The organism is Oceanomicrobium pacificus, assembly GCF_009833495.1.
Taxonomy (GTDB): Bacteria; Pseudomonadota; Alphaproteobacteria; order Rhodobacterales; family Rhodobacteraceae; genus Oceanomicrobium; species Oceanomicrobium pacificus.
Genome location: NZ_WUWG01000003.1, coordinates 218,739 through 237,587 on the forward strand (window position 1 = coordinate 218,739; position 18,849 = coordinate 237,587).

Consider the following 18,849-nt stretch of genomic DNA (forward strand, 5'->3'; position numbering starts at 1 on the left):
CGATCCGGTCCTCGGGCGCCGGGGCCTTTGTTGACCGGACGGGGCCGCCGGGCCTATTGTGGGTGCCCCGCCGGAACAGGCCGGTCCGCAGGCCGGACCGGTGCCCCGGGAAACGGGACCGCAGGCCGGATAGCAGGAGTGGGTCATGGAGCGCTTTGCCGCACCGATCTCGGAAACCATCTGGGACATGAAATACCGGTTCAAGGAACCGGGCGGTGTGCCTATCGACGCCACGGTCGAGGATAGCTGGCGCCGCGTGGCCCGGTCGCTCGCCGCCGTGGAAGAGCCCGGCGCACGCGACGATTGGGAAGCGCGGTTCTATGACGCGCTGGAGGATTTCAAGTTCCTGCCGGCCGGCCGTATCCTTGCCGGCGCCGGAACCGGGCGGGCGGTGACGCTCTTCAACTGTTTCGTGATGGGCACCATCCCCGACAGTATGGGCGGCATTTTCGACAATCTGAAAGAGGCGGCGCTGACCATGCAGCAGGGCGGCGGGATCGGGTATGATTTTTCCACCATCCGGCCCAAGGGCGCGGCGGTGCACGGTGTCGGGGCGGACGCGTCGGGACCGCTCAGCTTCATGGATGTCTGGGATGCGATGTGCCGCACCATCATGTCGGCCGGGTCGCGCCGGGGCGCGATGATGGCCACCCTGCGCTGCGATCATCCCGATATCGAGGATTTCATCGCCGCCAAGCAGGATGCGGCGCGGTTGCGCATGTTCAACCTGTCGGTTCTGGTCACCGATCCGTTCATGGATGCGGTCAAGGCGGACGGTCCCTGGGATCTTGTTTTCGAGGGCCGTGTCTACCGCACGGTGCAGGCGCGCGACCTGTGGAACCGGATCATGCGCGCGACGTATGACTATGCCGAGCCGGGGGTGATTTTCATCGACCGGATCAACCAGCGCAACAACCTCCACTATGCGGAAACGATCAGCGCGACCAACCCGTGCGGCGAGCAGCCCCTGCCGCCTTACGGTGCCTGCCTGCTCGGGTCGATCAACCTCGCGCGGCTGGTCGATGACCCGTTCGGTGCGGCGGCCGGCATCGACGAGGCACGGCTTGACGACCTTGTCGGCACGGCGGTCCGGATGATGGACAATGTGGTCGACGCGTCGCGCTTCCCGCTGCCCGAGCAGGCCGCCGAGGCACAGGCCAAGCGGCGGATCGGGCTTGGTGTGACCGGCTTGGCGGATGCGCTCCTGATGATGGGGCTGCGCTATGGCGCGCCGGAAGCCGCGCGCCAGGCCTCGCGCTGGTTGCACCGCATCGCCCGCGCGGCCTATCTGGCCTCGGCGCGTCTGGCAGCCGAGAAGGGATCCTTTCCGCTCTATGAGGAAGCGCCGTTTCTGGCGTCGGACATGATGCAGCGGCTGGGGCCGGAGGTGCAGGACGCGGTGCGCGAAAACGGGATCCGCAACGCGCTTCTGACCTCGATCGCGCCCACCGGCACGATCAGCCTCTATGCGGGCAATGTGTCGAGCGGGATCGAACCGGTCTTTGCCTATGCCTACAAGCGCAAGGTGCTGCAGCCCGATGGCAGCCGTGTCGAGGAGGAGGTCGTCGACCATGCGGTGCAGCTTTGGCGCGCTTTGCACGCGGACGCACCGTTGCCCGACCATTTTGTCGACTCCCAGTCGTTGACGCCTGCCGACCATGTGGCGATGCAGGCGGCGGCACAGGATTGGGTCGACAGTTCGATATCCAAGACCATCAACTGCCCCGAGGATATCTCCTTCGAGGCGTTCAAGGATGTCTACATGGCGGCCTGGGATCAGGGCTGCAAGGGCTGCACCACCTACCGCCCGAACGCCGTCACCGGCTCGGTGCTGAGCGTATCGGAGAAGAGTGAGGACGCACCGCAGGCCGATCAGGGCGCGGACGTGGTCTATATTGCCGAACCGCTCGACCGGCCGGAGGCGCTCGAGGGCAACACTTACAAGATCAAATGGCCAGAAACCGAACATGCGATCTACATCACGATCAATGATGTGGTGACGGGCGGCACCCGCCGGCCGTTCGAGGTGTTCATCAATTCCAAGAATATGGAGCATTTCGCCTGGACTGTGGCGCTGACGCGGATGATATCTGCCGTGTTCCGGCGCGGGGGCGATGTGAGCTTCGTGGTTGAGGAACTGAAAGCCGTTTTCGACCCGCGCGGCGGCGCGTGGATGGAGGGGCGGTACGTGCCCTCGATCCTGGCCGCGATCGGCGGGGTGATCGAACGGCACATGATCGAGATCGGGTTTCTGGCGGGCGAGGGGCTCGGCCTCAAGTCCGACCCCCATGCCGCGCCGGAGGCCGAGGTCAAGGCCGTGGGCGAGGCACCGCGCGGACCGGCCTGTCCGAACTGCGGCCAGTATGCGCTGCAGATGGTCGAGGGCTGCATGACCTGCATGGAGTGCGGACACAGCAAATGCGGGTAGCAGGCAGCAGACGGGCATGAGCCGCGACGGCCATTTCGACGCGGAAATTGCGCGCGACTATGACCGGCTGCACGGGCCGGCCAAACCTTCCGATCTGGACCCAATGATCAATCTGCTGGTCACGCTGGCGGGCGATGGAGCGGCGCTGGAATTTGCGATCGGCACCGGCCGCGTCGCGCTGCCGCTGGCGGCCCGCGGTGTGCAGGTCTCGGGGATTGAGATGTCGCAGCCCATGGTGGACCGGTTGCGCGAAAAACCGGGTGGCGACGCGATCGACGTCAAGATCGGCGACATGGTGGCGGCGCGCAAGGGCAGCGGCTATGCACTTGTCTATCTGGTCTACAACACGATCGACAATCTGGTGACCCAGAGTGGCCAGTTGGCCTGTTTCACAAATGCCGCGCGGCATCTGGCGCCGGGCGGTCGGTTTCTGGTCGAAACGCTGGTGCCGCCGCTGCGCGATCTGCCGCGCGGGCAGACGGAACGGGCTTTCAGCCACGGCCACGGGCACTGGGGCATCGACCGGTTTGACCTCGTGACCCAGCGCTATACGTCGACCCATTTCCGCGAAGACCCGCAAGGCATCCGCCGCACCACCATTCCGTTCCGCTATGCGTGGCCATCGGAACTGGACCTGATGGCGTTGATGGCCGGATTGGAACTGGAACAGAGGTGGGCCGGCTGGGACCGCAGCCCGTTCACCGAAGACAGCCGCCAGCATGTGTCCGTGTGGCGCAAGCGGCAGGCGTGACGCGGCCCGTCAGTCGAACAGCGTCTCTGCCGCCGCGACGATCTCCCGCGATCCGAAGGGCGCATTGACGAGCGCCATGCCGCTGCCGGTCATCCCGCGTCCCTTGCCCATGTCGAACCCCACTTCCGACACCAGGGGCCGGAGCGGGCGCAGACCGGCTAGAAGCGCCGTGTGCCGCGCCTCCGGCAAGATCGGATACCAGATTGCGAGGCTGGCCTCGGGCCATTTCCGCACCAGCTTCAGTGCGAATGCTGCCGCACTCTCATATTCGGATTTGATCTCGTAGCTCGGGTCCACGAGCACCAGCCCCTTGCGCGGCCGGGGCGGCGACAGGGCCAGCACACCCTCATATCCGTCGCGGCGATGCACTTCCGCGCCGAGCGGGCCAAGGGCACGTTTCAGCGCGGCATTCTCGGCCGGATGAAGCTCCATCAGGGCGATCCGGTCGTCGGGCCGCAGGATCTGCCGCGCGATCATCGGAGAACCGGGATAGGCTGAAGGCCCGTGCCTGTCGCGCACCGTGTCCACGGCATCTTTCAGCGGACCGTCCGGCAGAGCGACGCGCCCGATGCCGGTTGCCGCTTCGCCGGTCTTCAGCGCCTCGGGAGCGGACAAATCATAGAGCCCGCGCCCGGCATGGGTTTCGAGATAGCTGATCGCCCGGGGCTTGCGCGTCAGACGCGCGAGCAGTCCCGCAAGGATCATGTGCTTGTGCAGGTCCGCCGGATTCCCGGCATGATAGCCATGTTGATAGGACAGCATGGCCCAAGCGGCTAACCGATCCCGTCTTCCTGTGCCAGCATTTTCGGATCCTGCAGCGCGTAGGACCGCCAGACGCGCCCGCCAGACTCGCCCCATGTGACGGTCACGAGGAAGAGCCGGTCGGCACTGATGCCCAGAAGCAGGACCGCGACCGGCTGGCCGGCTGCGGCTTCCGTGCCGGTTCCGGCAAATTGCGGCAGGCGGCTCATCGCGCAATCCATACGCGCGCCGAGCGCGGGATCGTCGCCGGGGTCGAAACCGTCTGGAAGGTCGGCCCATGCCTCGTCGCGGGCATCCGCGGGCAGGGCGGCAAGGGTCACGGGCGCGGCAAGGTCGGGCAGGGCAAGCCGCAAGCCGTCCGCGCCGTCCGCCGCGATCGCAAGCGGTTGCGCCGCACCCGGCGGCAGCGGCATCGCCTGGTTGCCCATCTCGAGTTGCGCGGCACGCGGTTGCAAGGTCCATTCGGCCGCCAGGCGCGGCAGAAGGTCGGGCAGTGCGGCCGCGTCGCCATAGGCACAGAGGCTCTCGCGCGGGCCTTGCGCGGCCGCGGCGGTGGTCAGGCCGGCCAGCAGGAGCGGCACGGCAATGAAAGTGGTCAGTCGCATGGTTGGGGGCCCTTGCGTGATCGGGGCCGCGAGCCGATCCCGCGGCGCAGCACCCCAGATCAAGCACTTTGGCGAAGGGATTGGAATGGCAGGGCACTGTTCTTTGCTGCAGTGCGACAAGGCGCCGCGCCGGAAGCGCAGCGGCAGCGGGTGAATTCGTCGGTCTGCTGGCTTAGGTCATGGGCCGAGGCGGCGCGTCCGCGCCGTGCACAGCATACATGCCCCAAGAAGGAGAGAGCCTATGAAAACCGGCTACAAACTGCCCGAGGTCACATTCCACACCCGCGTTCGCGACGAGAGCATCGAAGGCCCGAACCCGTTCCGCTGGGAGGACAAGACCACGTCCGACTATTTCAAGGGCAAGCGGGTCATCCTCTTCTCCCTGCCGGGCGCCTTCACGCCGACTTGCTCGACCTACCAGTTGCCGGGCTTCGAGAAGGGCTTTGCCGAGTTCCAGGCCGAAGGGATCGACGCGATCTACTGCATGTCCGTGAACGACAGTTTCGTCATGAACAAATGGGCGCAGGACCAGAAACTGGAAAATGTCGGCGTCATACCCGACGGATCGGGCGAGTTCACCCGCCGCGTCGGCATGCTCGTGCGCAAGGACAATCTGGGTTTCGGCCTGCGGTCCTGGCGCTATGCGGCCATCGTCAATGACGGTGTGGTCGAGGCATGGTTCGAGGAGCCGGGCCTGTGTGACAATCACAGCGAAGACCCTTACGGCGAGAGCGCGCCGGAAACCCTGCTGGCCTGGCTGAAAGAGGCGAATGCCGAACAGGCCGCCTGAGGCTTCCGGTGCCTGCGCCCGCGCGGGTGCGGGCCTGACCGTCGCCGGCCATTGACAGCCGGCGGCGAATCCCTATAACCGCGCACTTCGGTGCCTTGCGCCGCATTTATTGGTGTTTGTGGCCCCCGCGAGGGGATGCCTGTCGCCCAAGGGCAAATTGGCCTGCGGGAAAGGAAAGCACCTTTCATAGTGATGAAAGGATCCAGCCGTGACCAAACGCACGTCTGCCAAGTACAAGATCGACCGCCGCATGGGCGAAAACATCTGGGGCCGTCCGAAGTCCCCGGTGAACCGCCGCGAATACGGCCCGGGCCAGCACGGCCAGCGCCGCAAGGGCAAACTGTCCGATTTCGGTATCCAGCTGCGCGCCAAACAGAAGCTGAAAGGCTACTATGGCGACCTGACCGAGAAACAGTTCCGCCGCATCTATGCCGAAGCCGAGCGTCTGCGCGGCGACACCGGTGAGAACCTCGTCGGCCTGCTCGAGCGCCGCCTCGACGCCGTGGTCTACCGCGCCAAGTTCGTGCCGACCGTCTTCGCCGCCCGCCAGTTCGTGAACCACGGCCATGTGCTGGTGAACGGCAAGCGCGTGAACATTCCGTCCTACCGCGTCAACGAAGGCGACGTGATCGAGATCCGCGACCGCTCCAAGCAGCTGGCCGTTGTCCTCGAAGCCGTTGGCCTCGCCGAGCGTGACACGCCGGACTATATCAACGTGGACACGTCCAAGATGACCGCCGAGTTCGTGCGCACCCCGTCGCTGGGTGATGTGCCTTACCCGGTGATGATGGAACCGAACCTCGTCGTCGAATTCTACGCCAAGAACTGATCCGGTTCTGGCAACCCGATACGAAGGGGCCGTTCCTGCGGGAGCGGCCCTTTTCTTTTGCGCCGCCCCGCATGGATCCGTCCCCGCACCTGTGGAGCGCAAGCAATGACCCGATCCAGACCCGTTCTTCATCTTTTCTGCGGCAAGGCCGCATCGGGAAAGTCGACACTGGCCGCCCGCATTGCGGCAAGGGAGGGCGCCCTTCTGGTGTCGGAGGATGGCTGGCTTCACACGCTTTTCGGGCCGGACATGCGGAGCCTCGACGATTACGTCGCCCGTGTTGCGCGGCTGCGTGCGGTTCTGGGGCCGCATCTGGCGGACCTGCTGGGGGCAGGTCAGTCTGTCGTCCTTGATGCGCCGGCCAACACCGTCGCCACGCGGGACTGGATGCGCGGCCTACTGGACGCCAGCGGCGCGGATCACATGCTCCATGTGATCGACGTTCCGGACGATGTTTGTCTGGCGCGGCTTCGGGCGCGAAACGCGTCCGGCAACCATCCGTTCACGCTGTCTGAGACACAGTTCAAGCGGCTATCGCAGCATTTCGTGCCGCCTGCCGCCAGCGAAGGGTTCAAGGTCGAGCAGCATAATGTAACCGGCTAGCCGGTTCGTCAGGCGCTCCGGGCGATATAGCCCATACTCGTTCGACTGGGTGGTCCGGACGCAAATGGATGCACCGTCACATCTGAAAACCCCGCCGCGCCAAGCTCTGCAACCAGATCATCGGGGCGCAGTGTCCGGTGCTGCCAGCGCATCCAGACAAGTGCATTGCACCAGTGCGGCTTGCTGGCGACCAGAAGCAATGTTCCACCGGGGTGCAGGAGCATCCGCAGATGCCGCAGGGCCGCGCCGGTGTCGGGCAGATGCTCGATCACATGGGCGCAAAGGAGCGTATCGAACCCTGCGCTCCCGACCCATCCGTCGCCGAGCGCACCCTGCCGGCAGGTGACCGGCAGCGCGCAGGCCGACAGGGTGGCGCGGGCCTGATCGAGCATCGGTCGGGACGGGTCGACGAGCGTCAGCGGTCCCGGCCGAGCGGCCTGTTGCGCATAGGCGAGCGCGAAATCGCCCGCGCCCGTCCCGATATCGGCCACCGCGCCGCCCGGCGCGAGCGCACCCGCCCGGTCGGCGGCCGAGACGAATTGCCCGTAAGCCCGCGCATAGCCCAGCCGCGTGACCGTGCGCCGCCACGCATCGGCGGCGCGGTCGTAGCGGCGCACCAGTCGCGGGTGGGCAGGCAGGGCCGGATCGCTCATGGCCCAAAGCGTCCCACAGCGGCGGCCATGCAGGCAAGGGGAAGAAACGCACAGGCTCGCGGCTTTCGCGCTGGCCCCAGCACGCGATCTTGGGTAGGAGCGGCGCATGGCCCTTTTCCCGACTTTCGCGCCTGTTCCCGTCACAGACGCCCATCTTCTGCCGCGCTGGCGCCGGCCGGAAACGCTGTTGGTGCTCATGTCGATCGCGGTGCCGCTTGCCTTCTCCACGTGGCTGGCGCTCCTGAACAATTTCGTCATCGAGCGGGCGGCGTTCGACGGGGTGAAGATCGGCTGGCTACAGACCGTGCGCGAGATCCCGGGCTTCCTGGCGGTGGGCGTGATCTACCTGCTGCTCTTCATGCGCGAGCAGACACTCGCGATGGCCACGCTCCTGATGCTCGGCGCAGCGGTGGCGGTGACCGGCTGGTTCCCGAGCTTCCAGGGCCTGTTGCTGACCACGCTCGTCTCCTCCATCGGGTTTCACTATTTCGAAACGGTCAACCAGTCGCTGCAATTGCAATGGGTCTCCAAGGCGCGGGCGCCGCAACTGATGGGCTGGCTGGTCGCAGCCGGGTCCGGCGCCTCGCTCGTCGTCTATGGTGCGCTGGTGCTCGCCTGGCCGCGGCTCGGGCTCGACTATGACAGTTTCTACCTGATGGGTGGCGGGGCGACCGTGCTCATCACGCTTTACTGCATGATCGTCTTCCCGAAATTCGAGAGCCCCGATGTGCAGCGCAAGGAGATCGTCCTGCGTCGCCGCTACTGGCTCTATTACGCGCTGCAATTCATGTCCGGCGCGCGGCGGCAGATCTTCGTCGTCTTCGCCGCCTTCATGATGGTCGAGCGGTTCGGCTTCCATGTGCATGAGGTCACGGCGCTGTTCCTGATCAACTATGTGGCCAACATGATCTTCGCGCCGCTCATGGGCAAGGCGGTCAGCCTCTTCGGCGAGCGGCGGGCGCTCGTGTTCGAATATGCGGGCCTGACGCTGGTTTTCCTCGCCTATGGGGGGATATACTATTTCGGCTGGGGCGTGGTTCTGGCGGCGGTGCTCTATGTGGTGGACCATCTGTTCTTCGCGCTCGCCTTCGCGATGAAGACCTATTTCCAGAAGATCGCGGACCCTTCGGACATTGCGCCGACAAGTGCCGTGGCCTTCACGATCAACCATATCGCCGCCGTGTTCCTGCCGGCAGGGCTGGGCTATCTGTGGGTCACCTCGCCCGGGGCCGTGTTCGGTCTGGCGGCCGCGATGGCGGTCGGTTCGCTCATCCTGTCGCTGATGATCCCGCGCCATCCAGAGCCGGGACGGGAGACGGTCTTTTCCCGGAAACCCGTATCGCTGACTTCTCAGCGCCCGGGCATCACCGAAGGGTGACAAGCTGACACCTTGGATCGGGGGCGCGGCGGGCTTATCTTCCCTCTGACGCCAACCCAACCAAGGATCATCATGCTCTTCGACCGATTCCGCCCGGCAACCCTGCCTTCCGCGGAGCAGGCCCTTCCCGGCCGACCCGACCCCATCCCCACCGCCGAGACGCATTTCGTCAATGGACGCCCCCTGAAAGGGCCGTTTCCGGAAGGGCTCGAGGTCGCGTTGTTCGGCATGGGCTGTTTCTGGGGCGTGGAGCGGATCTTCTGGCAGCTGGACGGTGTTTGGATGACGGCCGTGGGCTATGCCGCCGGTGTCACGCCGAACCCGACCTACAAGGAGGTCTGCACCGGCCAGACCGGCCACAACGAGGTGGTGCTCGTCCATTACGACCCCGCGAAGATCGGCTATGACGAGCTACTGCGCCATTTCTGGGAGGGCCACGACCCGACGCAGGGCATGCGGCAGGGCAATGACCGCGGCACCCAGTACCGGTCCGGTATCTACACGTTCACGCCCGCGCAGGCCGCCGAAGCCGCCGACACGAAGGCTGCCTATCAGAAAGGCCTGACCGGCGCCGGCCACGGCACCATCACAACCGAGATCCTGCCCGCGGGTCCGTTCTTCTATGCCGAGGATTACCACCAGCAATATCTGGCCAAGAATCCGGACGGCTATTGCGGGATCGGCGGCACTGGCGTGACCTGTCCGATCGGGCTTGGCGGCCGTTAATCCTTGACCGGTGGCGCGGTGGGGGCTATCGCCGCGCCTCAGACCCCGCAAGGAGCAGACGCGTGCCGACTTACACAGCCCTGACCACACTTCCCGGACAAGCGGCCGCCGAGGCGCTGGCCGAAACGCTTGAACGGCTGGAGCCGGAACCGACCGGCATCGGCGTCTTCGAGGTGGAGGACGGGTCCGGCACTTGGGAAGTGGGCGGCTATTTCACCGAAAAACCGGATGTGGCCGGACTGGCGCTTCTGGCAACCATGGCGGGCGCCAAGCCCTTCGTTGTCAGTCGGGTCGAGGATCGCGACTGGGTCGCTCAGGTCCGGCGCGAACTGACGCCCGTGCATGCCGGGCGCTTCGTCGTCTATGGCAGCCATGACCGCGATGCGGTCCCGGCCGAGAAGATCGGGCTGGAGATCGACGCGGCGATGGCGTTCGGCACCGGCCATCACGGCACGACGCAAGGCTGCCTCGAAGCTCTGAGCGATCTGGACCGTGCGGGCCTGCGCGCCTCGAACATCGCAGATATCGGCTGCGGGACCGGCGTGCTCGCGATGGGCGCGGTGAAGCTGTGGAACGCGGCTGCCATCGCCAGCGACATCGACCCTGTGGCTGTCGACACAGCCCGCGCCAACATGGCGGCCAACGGGCTGCGAGGACGGGTGGCCTGTGTGACCGCGCCGGGGTTCCGCCATGACCGTTTGCGCCGCGCCGCCCCCTATGACCTTGTCTTTGCCAATATCCTTGCCGGTCCGCTGAAGCGGCTGGCCGGTGACATGGCCCGCCATGTCGCGCCGGGCGGGGCGATCATCCTGTCGGGCATCCTGAACCGGCAGGCTGTGTCGGTCGAACGGGTCTATGAGGGCCACGGCTTCACCCGCATGGACCTGCGCCGCATCGGGGAATGGACCACCTTCACGCTTCGCCGCACCTGACGTATCGCCGAAACGAAAAACGCCGCCAGCCCCAAAGGGCGGCGGCGTTACCTGTTTCCGCTATGCGGCGCGGTTCAGCGCAGGCCGCAGATCCGCTTGGACACAGTGTCGATGTCGGCACGCTCCAGCCCGATGTCGGACAGGTCGCGGTCGGTCAGCGCGTGCAGCTTGCGGGCCGTGCGGTAGGCAAGGATCCGGGTGCGCAGGCGGACCGGCAGATCCTCGACAAGACTGATGGCGCGGAAGATCGATACGGCCCCCATGGGCACCGGGCGAGTGGCGATAGATTGCGTCATGGCGCTCTCCTGAAAGAATGTGGTTGGGACCGAAATCGTCTCGGTTGACGGGCAGGTAAAGCGCGCTGCAGGCCCCGACAAGCCCGTCTAAGTGCATATCTGACATGCGCTTTTCGCAATTCTCCGCAACGGGGTCCAAACCCGACCGGCGGGAGCGCAAAAGCGTCATATCCGGCCCTCGCGCCGCTTTTTCCGTGACGCGTGTTCCTGTTTCGTGCTATCCGGTGGATACAAGAAAAATGAAGGGCAGGGCAGTGCCATGCGGGTTTTGGGCATCGATCCGGGATTGCAGCGGATGGGTTGGGGCATCGTCGACGTGGCGGGCAGCCGTCTGACCCATGTCGCAAACGGTGTCTGCCGGGGCGTGGGTCAGGATCTGGCCGGCCGCCTGACCGCACTCTTCGAACAGCTTGAAACGGTGGTCGCGGCCCATGCGCCCGACACGGCCGCTGTGGAGCATACATTCGTCAACAAGGATGCCGCGGGCACGCTGAAGCTCGGGCAGGCCCGGGCCGTGGCGCTTCTGGTGCCGGCCCGCGCCGGTTTGCCGGTCGCGGAATATGCGCCCAATGCGATCAAGAAGGTCGTGGTGGGCGTCGGCCATGCGGACAAGAAACAGGTGGAACATATGGTGCGGATGCAATTGCCGCAGGCCCAGATCGCGGGACCGGATGCGGCCGACGCGCTGGCCATTGCGCTCTGTCACGCGCATCACGCGCGGTTTGCCAGCCGGCTCGACCGCGCCGTGGCCGCGGCGGAGGCCCGCCCGTGATCGGCAAAGTGTCAGGCCGGATCGACCATCGCGGCGCGGATCACGTGCTGATCGACACGGGCGGGGTCGGATATATCGTCTATTGCAGCAGCCGGACGCTGGCGCAATTGCCCGACGTGGGCGGCACGGCGGCGCTATATACCGAACTTGTCGTGCGCGAGGACCTGCTGCAGCTTTACGGGTTCCCGACGCTGGCCGAACGCGAATGGCACCTGCTCCTGACATCGGTGCAGGGCGTGGGGGCGAAGGCGGCGCTCTCTGTGCTCGGCACGCTTGGCACCGACGGGGTGAGCCGGGCGATTACCCTCGGGGATGCGACGGCAATCAAGGCCGCGCCCGGGGTCGGTCCGAAGATTGCGAGCCGTGTGGTTCTGGAATTGAAAGACAAGGCTCCGGCCGTCATGGCACTGGGTGCGGCGGGCGCGCGCCGCGCGAGCGGCGCGGCCCCTGTTGCCGTGATCGACACTGGCGACACCGTGGCTGACGCACCGGACGGGGCACCGTCCGGCGGGCCGGATGCCGCCGGCGCCGGCGCAGCCGCGCAGGCGGATGCCCTTTCGGCGCTCCTCAATCTCGGCTATGGGCAGGGAGAGGCCGCCGCCGCCGTGGCGGAGGCCGCCGGAGCCGCGTCCGAGGATGCGGCCGACGCGGCGGACCTGATCCGCGCGGCATTGAAACTGTTGGCCCCGAAAGGCTGATCTGAGAGGCGGGAAGATGGACGAGCCGGACCCGACATTGCGCCCCGAGCCGCGGCCCGAGGATGCCGACCGTGCCCTGCGTCCGCAGTCGCTGGGCGAGTTTGTCGGCCAGAAAGAGGCGCGCGCCAACCTCGCCGTTTTCATCGAGAGTGCGCGCCAGCGCGGCAGCGCCATGGATCACACGCTCTTCTACGGGCCGCCGGGGCTGGGCAAGACGACGCTGGCGCAGATCATGGCGCGCGAGTTGGGCGTGAATTTCCGCATGACCTCTGGCCCGGTGCTGGCGAAAGCCGGTGATCTCGCGGCGATCCTGACCAATCTCGACGAGCGGGACGTGCTTTTCATTGACGAGATCCACCGCCTCAATCCGGTGGTGGAAGAAGTGCTCTATCCGGCGATGGAGGATTTCGAGCTTGATCTGGTGATCGGGGAGGGGCCCGCCGCGCGTACCGTGCGTATCGACCTGCAACCGTTCACGCTTGTGGGCGCGACGACCCGGCTCGGCCTTCTGACGACCCCCTTGCGCGACCGGTTCGGCATCCCGACCCGGCTTGAATTCTATACCGTGGACGAACTGGTGCGGATCGTGACGCGGGGGGCCGGCCTTTTGGGCGCCCGCATCACCGATGACGGCGCGACCGAGATTGCCCGCCGCGCGCGCGGCACGCCGCGCATTGCCGGGCGGCTGTTGCGCCGCGTCGTCGATTTCGCGCTGGTGGAGGGTGACGGAGAGGTCAATCAGGCGCTGGCCGATATGGCGCTCAGACGGCTCGGCGTCGATGATCTGGGGCTCGACGGGGCCGACCGGCGCTACCTGCGCCTGCTGGCCGAACATTATGGCGGCGGGCCGGTCGGAGTGGAGACGATTGCCGCCGCCCTGTCGGAGGCCCGCGACGCGATCGAGGAAGTGATCGAGCCGTTCCTGCTGCAACAGGGGCTGATCCAGCGCACGCCGCGCGGGCGGATGCTCGGCGCCCGCGCCTGGACCCATCTCGGCCTGACCGCGCCGCGACCTGTCGATCAGGCGGACCTGTTCGGGGGGCAGGCATGAGTGCCGCCGCGCCCTCCGGCCCCGACCGCGCGCCCGATGCAGCGGAAATCGAGGCGATGTTCACCCAGAGCGACGGCAGCTTCCGGTTCGCCCGCTGGGGCCGTCCGGTCGCGCCGGTTGTCTTCGGCACCGATGACGCGACGCTCACCGCATTCAAGGACGGGTTCGCCGAGGTTGCGCGACTGACCGGTCAAGCACTGGCCGAGACGGACCCCGAGATGGGCGCGAACCTGATGGTCTTTGTTTGCCCCGACTGGGCAGAGCTGCGCGGCGTGCCGGACCTCGACCGTCTGCTTCCCGGTCTCGACGACCTGATCCCGCGGCTTGACGCGGCGGCGGCCAACCAGTTCCGCAGCTTTTCCTTCGAGCCGGACGGTGCGATCCGCTTCTCCACCGTGCTCCTGCGCATGGACGACAGCCTTGCCGCCGAGCCCGCGCTCGATCTGGCGATGCGCCAGATGGTGCTGACGAGCCTGCTTTGGGGGCCTTCTGCCTTCCGGTCCCGCGCACCCGTGGGCCATGTGGGGCCGCAAAAAGCCCCGCTCGTGCCGCCGGCCGTGGCCGCGCTCATCCGCGCGGCCTATGATCCGGTGCTGCCCGCTGCCGCGACGGACGCGTCACACAGTTTGCGGCTGGCCGCGCGCACGGCCCTTCTGATGGAGGGTCTGCAATGACCCACACGCACGATCTGCGGGTCTATTACGAAGATACGGACATGGCGGGCATCGTCTATTACGCCAACTATCTGCGCTTTCTGGAGCGCGGCCGCTCGGAACTCGTCCGCGATGCCGGCCTCGACCAGCTGGCGATGCGCGACGATCTGGGGATCGTGTTCGCCGTCCGCCGGGTGGAGGTCGATTATCTGCGCCCGGCGCGGTTCGACGATGTCCTGACGGTTCATACCGAAACGTCCGAACTCGGCGCGGCCTCGCTCACCATGTCCCAGAGGATCACCCGTGGCGCGGAAGAAATCCTGCGCGCCGAGGTGCGGGTGGCGGTCATGTCGCTCGGTGGAAAGCCCGTCCGCCTGCCGGCAGAAATCCGCCAACGGCTTCAAAATACGAAGGTTTGATCGCCCGACTCTGGACAGAGCGCGGGAAATTCGACACAACGATTGCGAAATGGCGTATGATGTCCGCAAGTCGTGGCAAACAGCGGCGCACAATTCGGACAAGTAAGGCAAACGCTTACAGGCAAACCCTTTTCGGCAACCCAGAGCAGGTCCCCTCAGAGCAGGTCAATGGAAGCAGAAACACTCGCCGCTGCGCAGGAAATCGATTTTTCGATTCTTGCCCTCTTTCTCCGCGCGACCATCACGGTCAAGATCGTCATGATCGTGCTCCTCGTGGCCTCCTTCTGGTCCTGGGCCATCATCGTCCAGAAAATGATCAACTACCGCCGCGCGAAATCGGACACGGAAATGTTCGAGGAAGCTTTCTGGTCGGGGGAGCCGCTCGACCAGCTTTATGGCCGGATCGGCAAGACGCCGCACAGCGCGATGGAACGTATTTTTGCCTCCGGCATGTCGGAGTGGCGCCGGTCGCATCGCCCGGGCGGGGCGCTCATCGCCGGCGCGCAGTCGCGCATCGACCGTGCAATGAACGTGGCGCTCGGCCGCGAGAGCGAGGAGTTGAGCGCCGGGCTCACCTTCCTGGCCACCGTCGGGTCGATTTCGCCCTTTGTCGGGCTGTTCGGCACGGTCTGGGGCATCAAGCACTCGTTCGAGGAAATCGCCGCCCAGCAGAGCACGAACCTTGCCGTTGTCGCACCCGGCATTGCCGAGGCGCTGGTGGCAACCGCGCTCGGCCTGCTCGCCGCGATCCCGGCCGTGATCTTCTACAACAAGCTGTCGTCCGACAGTGACAAGCTCACCAGCGATTTCGAGGATTTCGCAGACGAGTTCTCGATGATCCTGTCGCGCCAGCTCGACCGGGCGGAGGACTGACATGGGCGCGGGCGTCATGGCACGGGGCAAGGGTGGCGGCGGCCGGCGGCGGTCGCGGGCTGGCCACAAGCCCATGTCTGAGATCAACGTCACGCCCTTCGTGGACGTAATGCTCGTGCTTCTGATCATCTTCATGGTCGCGGCCCCGCTGCTGACCGTCGGCGTGCCGATCGAACTGCCGAAAACCGCGGCGCCGCCCTTGCCCACCGAGCAGGAGGAGCCGCTGACCATCGCGCTCACCGCCGAAGGGCAGGTGGTGATCCAGAAAACCGAAATCCCGATGCAGGAACTGGTGCCGAAACTGCGCGCCATTGCGGGCGAGCGCAGCTCGAAAAAGGTGTTCCTGCGGGCTGACGGCGCGGTCCGCTACGAGACCGTGATGCAGGTCATGGGCGCCCTCAATGCGGGCGGATTCAACGATGTCGGCCTTGTGACCGAAAGCGGCGGGCCGACGCTGGACGGGCCGGAAGAATAGGCCCTGCATAGATGAAAACCGGCGCGACCATATCCGGAACGGCGCATCTGCTTCTCGTGCTTCTGGCGCTCCTCTGGGGGCCGCTTTTCGAGCATGACGGCGAGGAGCGGGTCACCGTGTCCAACGTCTCGATCATTTCGGCATCGGAATTCGATGCTGCCGTGTCGGCCGCGCCCGAAGCTCCCCGCACCGATCTGGCCGCACCTGTCGCACCGGCGATCAGCGAACCGGATGCGCTGACACCCGCCATCCCGCGCCCCGAAGACCTTGTGACGACGGCAGATTCGGATCGGCCCGAGGACCCGGAGGCCGCCGACGAAGAGGCCGATCTGAGCGATCTTTTGACCCAGAATCGCCCTGTGGATGTCGCCACGCCAGACGTGCCGCAGACCATGGCACCTGATGTGCCGCAGGGTGCCGAGATCGTCGCCCCGCAGGCCGAGGGGCTCGACCGGCCCGATGCCAGCGACACGACGAGCCGCACCGTCGCCCTCGCGCCGCCACCGCCGCGTGACGCGCCGCGCATCGACAGCCAGTCCGCGCCGCGCCCGCCGCAGGATGCAAAACCGTCCGAGGAGACCGTGGCCGACAGCCGCCCCGAGGAAAGCGAGACGCCGGTCGAGGAGGCAGAGACGCCCGAGGCGCCCGAAGAATCGACCACCGAAATCCCTCTCGACCGGGTGGAGGAAAGCGACGAGAGCGGCGCGCTGATCGCGGCTGGCCGTCCGAAACCGCGGCCCGCAAGCATCACCGAGGCGATCGAGACGGCGGAACGCACCGAGATCGCCGCGCTCGCCGCGCAGGCCGCAGCGGAAAGCGAAACCCCGGCCGCGCCCGCGGAAACACCCGATGCCACGGAGACCGGCGCCGGACCTGCCGAAACGTCGCTGCCTGTCGGCCCGCCACTGACGCGCGGCGAGAAGGACGGGCTGCGGCTTGCGGTGGAGCGCTGCTGGAACCCGCCGGCAGGCGTGCGCGATGCGTCCGATCTGGTTGTGATCGTCGATTTCGAGCTCAACATTGACGGGCAGCTCGTGGGCGATGTCGGCCTTGTGGAACCCTCGGGTTCGCTCGACAGCGTGTATCGGGCCGCCTATGAGGCCGCGCGACGCGCGATCAAACGCTGTGCCCCGTACGAGATGCCGGCTGAAAAGTTTGAGCAATGGCGTCGGATCGAAGTAAAGTTCAATCCCCGAAATGTGGTGATGTGATGAGATTTGGAAAACTTGGCCGGATCGTGACCCTTATCTGCCTTGGTCTGGCGCCTCTGGCCGCGCAGGCCCAGTCGGACGGGACCGCGGACAGGGGGCCGTTGCGGATCGAGATCACCGACGGGGTGATCGAGCCGATGCCGATCGCCATTCCCGGTTTCGTGCCCGCCAACAGCCTGTCGGGCGATCTGGCGCGCGACATTACCGATGTCATCACCGCCGATCTGGTCAATTCCGGCCTGTTCCGAAAAATTCAGGAAGACGCCTATATCGCACGGGTGACGAGCTTCGAGGCGCCGGTCCAGTTTGCCGACTGGAAAGCGATCAACGCGCAGGCGCTCATCACCGGCTCGGCCGAAGTGACGGGAGACGGGCGCTATGTCGTCAAGTTCCGGCTCTGGGACGTGTTCGCGCAGGCGCCTCTGGGAGAGGGGCTGCAATTTGTCGGCGGTCAGGACAATTGGCGCCGTCTGGCGCACAAGGTGGCGGATGCGGTCTATTCCCGCCTGACCGGCGAAAGCGGCTATTTCGACAGCCGGATCGTCTATGTCTCCGAACAGGGGCCGAAGAATGCGCGACTGAAGCAGCTGGCGATCATGGATCAGGACGGCGCGAACCACCGTGCACTGACCGGCACCGAGCATATCGTCATCGCGCCGCGTTTCTCGCCCAACAATGACCAGATCCTTTACACGAGCTACGAGAGCGGCCTGCCGCGGGTCTATCTGCTCGACGTGAACACGCTGCAGCGCTACACGCTCGACGATCTGCCGGGCATGACCTTCTCGCCGCGTTTCGCGCCGGACGGCAACAGTGTGCTTCTGTCCCTGTCGGATGGCGGCAACACGGATATCTATTCGGTCGATCTGGTGAGCAAGCAGCGCGTCAAGCTGACCGACAGCAATGCGATCGACACTGCGCCGAGCTATTCGCCGGACGGTTCCCAGATCGTTTTCGAGAGCGACCGCGGCGGCTCGCAACAGCTTTACGTGATGCCCGCAACCGGTGGCGAGGCGACCCGGATCAGCTTCGGCAACGGGCGCTACGGCACGCCGGTCTGGTCGCCGCGCGGTGACCTGATCGCCTTTACCAAGATCCAGCAGGGCCGGTTCCATATCGGCGTGATGCGGGTGGATGGCAGCGACGAGCGGCTGCTGACAGCAAGCTTCCTCGACGAGGCGCCAACCTGGTCGCCCAATGGCCGTGTCATCATGTTCTTCCGAGAAAGCGCAGGCGCCAACGGCGCGCCACAGCTCTATTCGGTCGACATTACCGGCCAGAACCTGCGCCGCGTGCCGACACCGGAATTCGGGTCCGATCCGAGCTGGTCGGGGCTTCTGCGCTGATCGCGCGTTTGCCCCGGACGCACAAACTGATAGAGTCGCCCCGAAACAGGCCGACAGGGCCGGAACAGAGGTAGAGAAATGAACGCAGGGAAATTGAGCATTCTGGCCATGGCAGGCTTTCTGGCCGCATGCAGCAACCAGTCCGGTGTCGGAGGTGGCGGTGCGGGCGGCGTTGGCGGCGCAGGCGGCACCGGGGTCGGGGCAGGCGATATCGAGGAAAGCTCGATTGCCTATTTCCAGACCGCCGTGGGCGACCGCGTCCTGTTCGAGGTCGATCAGGCCACGCTCAATGATGCGGCCATTTCCACGCTCAACGGCCAGGCCCGCTGGCTGACGCAGAATCCGAGCCTGCCGGTCCTGATCGAAGGCCATGCGGACGAGCAGGGCACGCGGGAATATAACCTCGCGCTTGGGGCGCGGCGCGCGAGCGCGGTGCGCGACTATCTGGTCAGCCAGGGCGTGCTTGAAAGCCGCATCCGCATCGTGACCTACGGCAAGGAGCGTCCGCTGGAGATATGCTCCGAGGAAGCCTGCTGGGCCCGCAACCGCCGCGCTGTCACTGTCGTCAGCGCAGGCGCGACGAGCTGATATCCCGGCG

Annotated in this window: 22 protein-coding genes; 18 read left to right on the forward strand and 4 right to left on the reverse strand. The window is 66.1% G+C overall.

Annotation, left to right across the window (positions count from 1 at the left end; genetic code table 11):
* The first annotated feature begins 145 nt into the window (after nt 1–145).
* Nucleotides 146–2,428 carry an adenosylcobalamin-dependent ribonucleoside-diphosphate reductase gene (locus tag GSH16_RS07530; RefSeq protein ID WP_160853645.1) on the forward strand — a complete coding sequence of 761 codons (2,283 nt, stop codon included), beginning with the start codon at nt 146–148 and terminating at the stop codon, nt 2,426–2,428.
* A 16-nt stretch (nt 2,429–2,444) separates the two neighbouring features.
* Entirely contained in the window at nt 2,445–3,179 is a 735-nt protein-coding gene (locus tag GSH16_RS07535; protein WP_160853647.1) for a methyltransferase domain-containing protein, read from the forward strand.
* A 9-nt stretch (nt 3,180–3,188) separates the two neighbouring features.
* Here the strand turns inward: GSH16_RS07535 and rlmJ are convergent, their stop codons facing one another.
* Both rlmJ and GSH16_RS07545 read right to left on the reverse strand, forming a co-directional pair.
* On the reverse strand, nt 3,189–3,941 hold the full coding sequence (gene rlmJ, locus GSH16_RS07540; protein WP_160853649.1) for a 23S rRNA (adenine(2030)-N(6))-methyltransferase RlmJ: 753 nt from the start codon (nt 3,939–3,941) through the stop codon (nt 3,189–3,191).
* 11 nt (nt 3,942–3,952) lie between these two features.
* Entirely contained in the window at nt 3,953–4,546 is a 594-nt protein-coding gene (locus GSH16_RS07545; protein ID WP_160853651.1) for a hypothetical protein, read from the reverse strand.
* Between the two features lie 241 nt (nt 4,547–4,787).
* Between GSH16_RS07545 and GSH16_RS07550 the strand changes: the two genes are divergently transcribed.
* The 3 genes from GSH16_RS07550 (at nt 4,788) to GSH16_RS07560 (ending at nt 6,768) form a co-directional block, all read left to right on the forward strand.
* Nucleotides 4,788–5,336, forward strand: a complete 549-nt coding sequence (locus GSH16_RS07550) for a peroxiredoxin (protein WP_160853653.1) — start codon at nt 4,788–4,790, stop codon at nt 5,334–5,336.
* Between the two features lie 208 nt (nt 5,337–5,544).
* A complete protein-coding gene (gene rpsD, locus GSH16_RS07555; protein WP_160853655.1) occupies nt 5,545–6,165 on the forward strand; it encodes a 30S ribosomal protein S4 in 621 nt (206 codons plus the stop codon).
* Nucleotides 6,166–6,270: 105 nt separating this feature from the next.
* Nucleotides 6,271–6,768, forward strand: a complete 498-nt coding sequence (locus GSH16_RS07560) for an AAA family ATPase (protein ID WP_160853657.1) — start codon at nt 6,271–6,273, stop codon at nt 6,766–6,768.
* Between the two features lie 8 nt (nt 6,769–6,776).
* On the opposite strand, the gene GSH16_RS07565 is transcribed toward GSH16_RS07560, so the two are convergent.
* On the reverse strand, nt 6,777–7,421 hold the full coding sequence (locus GSH16_RS07565) for a class I SAM-dependent methyltransferase (protein WP_160853659.1): 645 nt from the start codon (nt 7,419–7,421) through the stop codon (nt 6,777–6,779).
* Nucleotides 7,422–7,527: 106 nt separating this feature from the next.
* Between GSH16_RS07565 and GSH16_RS07570 the strand changes: the two genes are divergently transcribed.
* The 3 genes from GSH16_RS07570 to GSH16_RS07580 all read left to right on the forward strand — a co-directional run bounded on the left by GSH16_RS07570 (nt 7,528) and on the right by GSH16_RS07580 (nt 10,457).
* On the forward strand, nt 7,528–8,799 hold the full coding sequence (locus GSH16_RS07570) for an MFS transporter (RefSeq protein ID WP_160853661.1): 1,272 nt from the start codon (nt 7,528–7,530) through the stop codon (nt 8,797–8,799).
* A gap of 72 nt (nt 8,800–8,871) precedes the next feature.
* Nucleotides 8,872–9,525 carry a peptide-methionine (S)-S-oxide reductase MsrA gene (gene msrA / locus GSH16_RS07575; protein WP_160853663.1) on the forward strand — a complete coding sequence of 218 codons (654 nt, stop codon included), beginning with the start codon at nt 8,872–8,874 and terminating at the stop codon, nt 9,523–9,525.
* 62 nt (nt 9,526–9,587) lie between these two features.
* Entirely contained in the window at nt 9,588–10,457 is an 870-nt protein-coding gene (locus GSH16_RS07580) for a 50S ribosomal protein L11 methyltransferase (RefSeq protein ID WP_160853665.1), read from the forward strand.
* A gap of 74 nt (nt 10,458–10,531) precedes the next feature.
* On the opposite strand, the gene GSH16_RS07585 is transcribed toward GSH16_RS07580, so the two are convergent.
* Nucleotides 10,532–10,753 carry a DUF1127 domain-containing protein gene (locus tag GSH16_RS07585; protein WP_160853667.1) on the reverse strand — a complete coding sequence of 74 codons (222 nt, stop codon included), beginning with the start codon at nt 10,751–10,753 and terminating at the stop codon, nt 10,532–10,534.
* Between the two features lie 259 nt (nt 10,754–11,012).
* Between GSH16_RS07585 and ruvC the strand changes: the two genes are divergently transcribed.
* The 10 genes from ruvC (at nt 11,013) to pal (ending at nt 18,839) form a co-directional block, all read left to right on the forward strand.
* Complete coding sequence (ruvC, locus tag GSH16_RS07590) at nt 11,013–11,525, forward strand: crossover junction endodeoxyribonuclease RuvC (RefSeq protein WP_160853669.1); 513 nt, start codon at nt 11,013–11,015, stop codon at nt 11,523–11,525.
* Nucleotides 11,522–12,223, forward strand: coding sequence for a Holliday junction branch migration protein RuvA (ruvA, locus tag GSH16_RS07595; RefSeq protein ID WP_160853671.1), 702 nt, complete (start codon nt 11,522–11,524; stop codon nt 12,221–12,223). Before ruvC ends, ruvA begins: the two co-directional genes overlap by 4 nt.
* A gap of 16 nt (nt 12,224–12,239) precedes the next feature.
* Nucleotides 12,240–13,274, forward strand: coding sequence for a Holliday junction branch migration DNA helicase RuvB (ruvB, locus tag GSH16_RS07600; protein WP_160853673.1), 1,035 nt, complete (start codon nt 12,240–12,242; stop codon nt 13,272–13,274).
* Complete coding sequence (locus GSH16_RS07605; protein WP_160853675.1) at nt 13,271–13,948, forward strand: hypothetical protein; 678 nt, start codon at nt 13,271–13,273, stop codon at nt 13,946–13,948. The genes ruvB and GSH16_RS07605 overlap by 4 nt, the downstream gene beginning before the upstream one ends.
* A complete protein-coding gene (gene ybgC / locus GSH16_RS07610) occupies nt 13,945–14,346 on the forward strand; it encodes a tol-pal system-associated acyl-CoA thioesterase (protein ID WP_160853677.1) in 402 nt (133 codons plus the stop codon). The genes GSH16_RS07605 and ybgC overlap by 4 nt, the downstream gene beginning before the upstream one ends.
* A 168-nt stretch (nt 14,347–14,514) precedes the next feature.
* Complete coding sequence (gene tolQ / locus GSH16_RS07615; RefSeq protein ID WP_160853679.1) at nt 14,515–15,219, forward strand: protein TolQ; 705 nt, start codon at nt 14,515–14,517, stop codon at nt 15,217–15,219.
* Between the two features lies 1 nt (nt 15,220).
* Nucleotides 15,221–15,694 (forward strand): protein TolR, encoded by a 474-nt coding sequence (gene tolR / locus GSH16_RS07620; RefSeq protein WP_160853681.1) that lies wholly within the window; start codon nt 15,221–15,223, stop codon nt 15,692–15,694.
* Nucleotides 15,695–15,705: 11 nt separating this feature from the next.
* Nucleotides 15,706–16,905, forward strand: coding sequence for a hypothetical protein (locus GSH16_RS07625; RefSeq protein WP_160853683.1), 1,200 nt, complete (start codon nt 15,706–15,708; stop codon nt 16,903–16,905).
* Nucleotides 16,905–18,251 (forward strand): Tol-Pal system beta propeller repeat protein TolB, encoded by a 1,347-nt coding sequence (gene tolB, locus GSH16_RS07630; protein WP_160853685.1) that lies wholly within the window; start codon nt 16,905–16,907, stop codon nt 18,249–18,251. The genes GSH16_RS07625 and tolB overlap by 1 nt, the downstream gene beginning before the upstream one ends.
* A 78-nt stretch (nt 18,252–18,329) precedes the next feature.
* Complete coding sequence (gene pal, locus GSH16_RS07635; protein WP_160853687.1) at nt 18,330–18,839, forward strand: peptidoglycan-associated lipoprotein Pal; 510 nt, start codon at nt 18,330–18,332, stop codon at nt 18,837–18,839.
* Nucleotides 18,840–18,849: the final 10 nt, after the last annotated feature.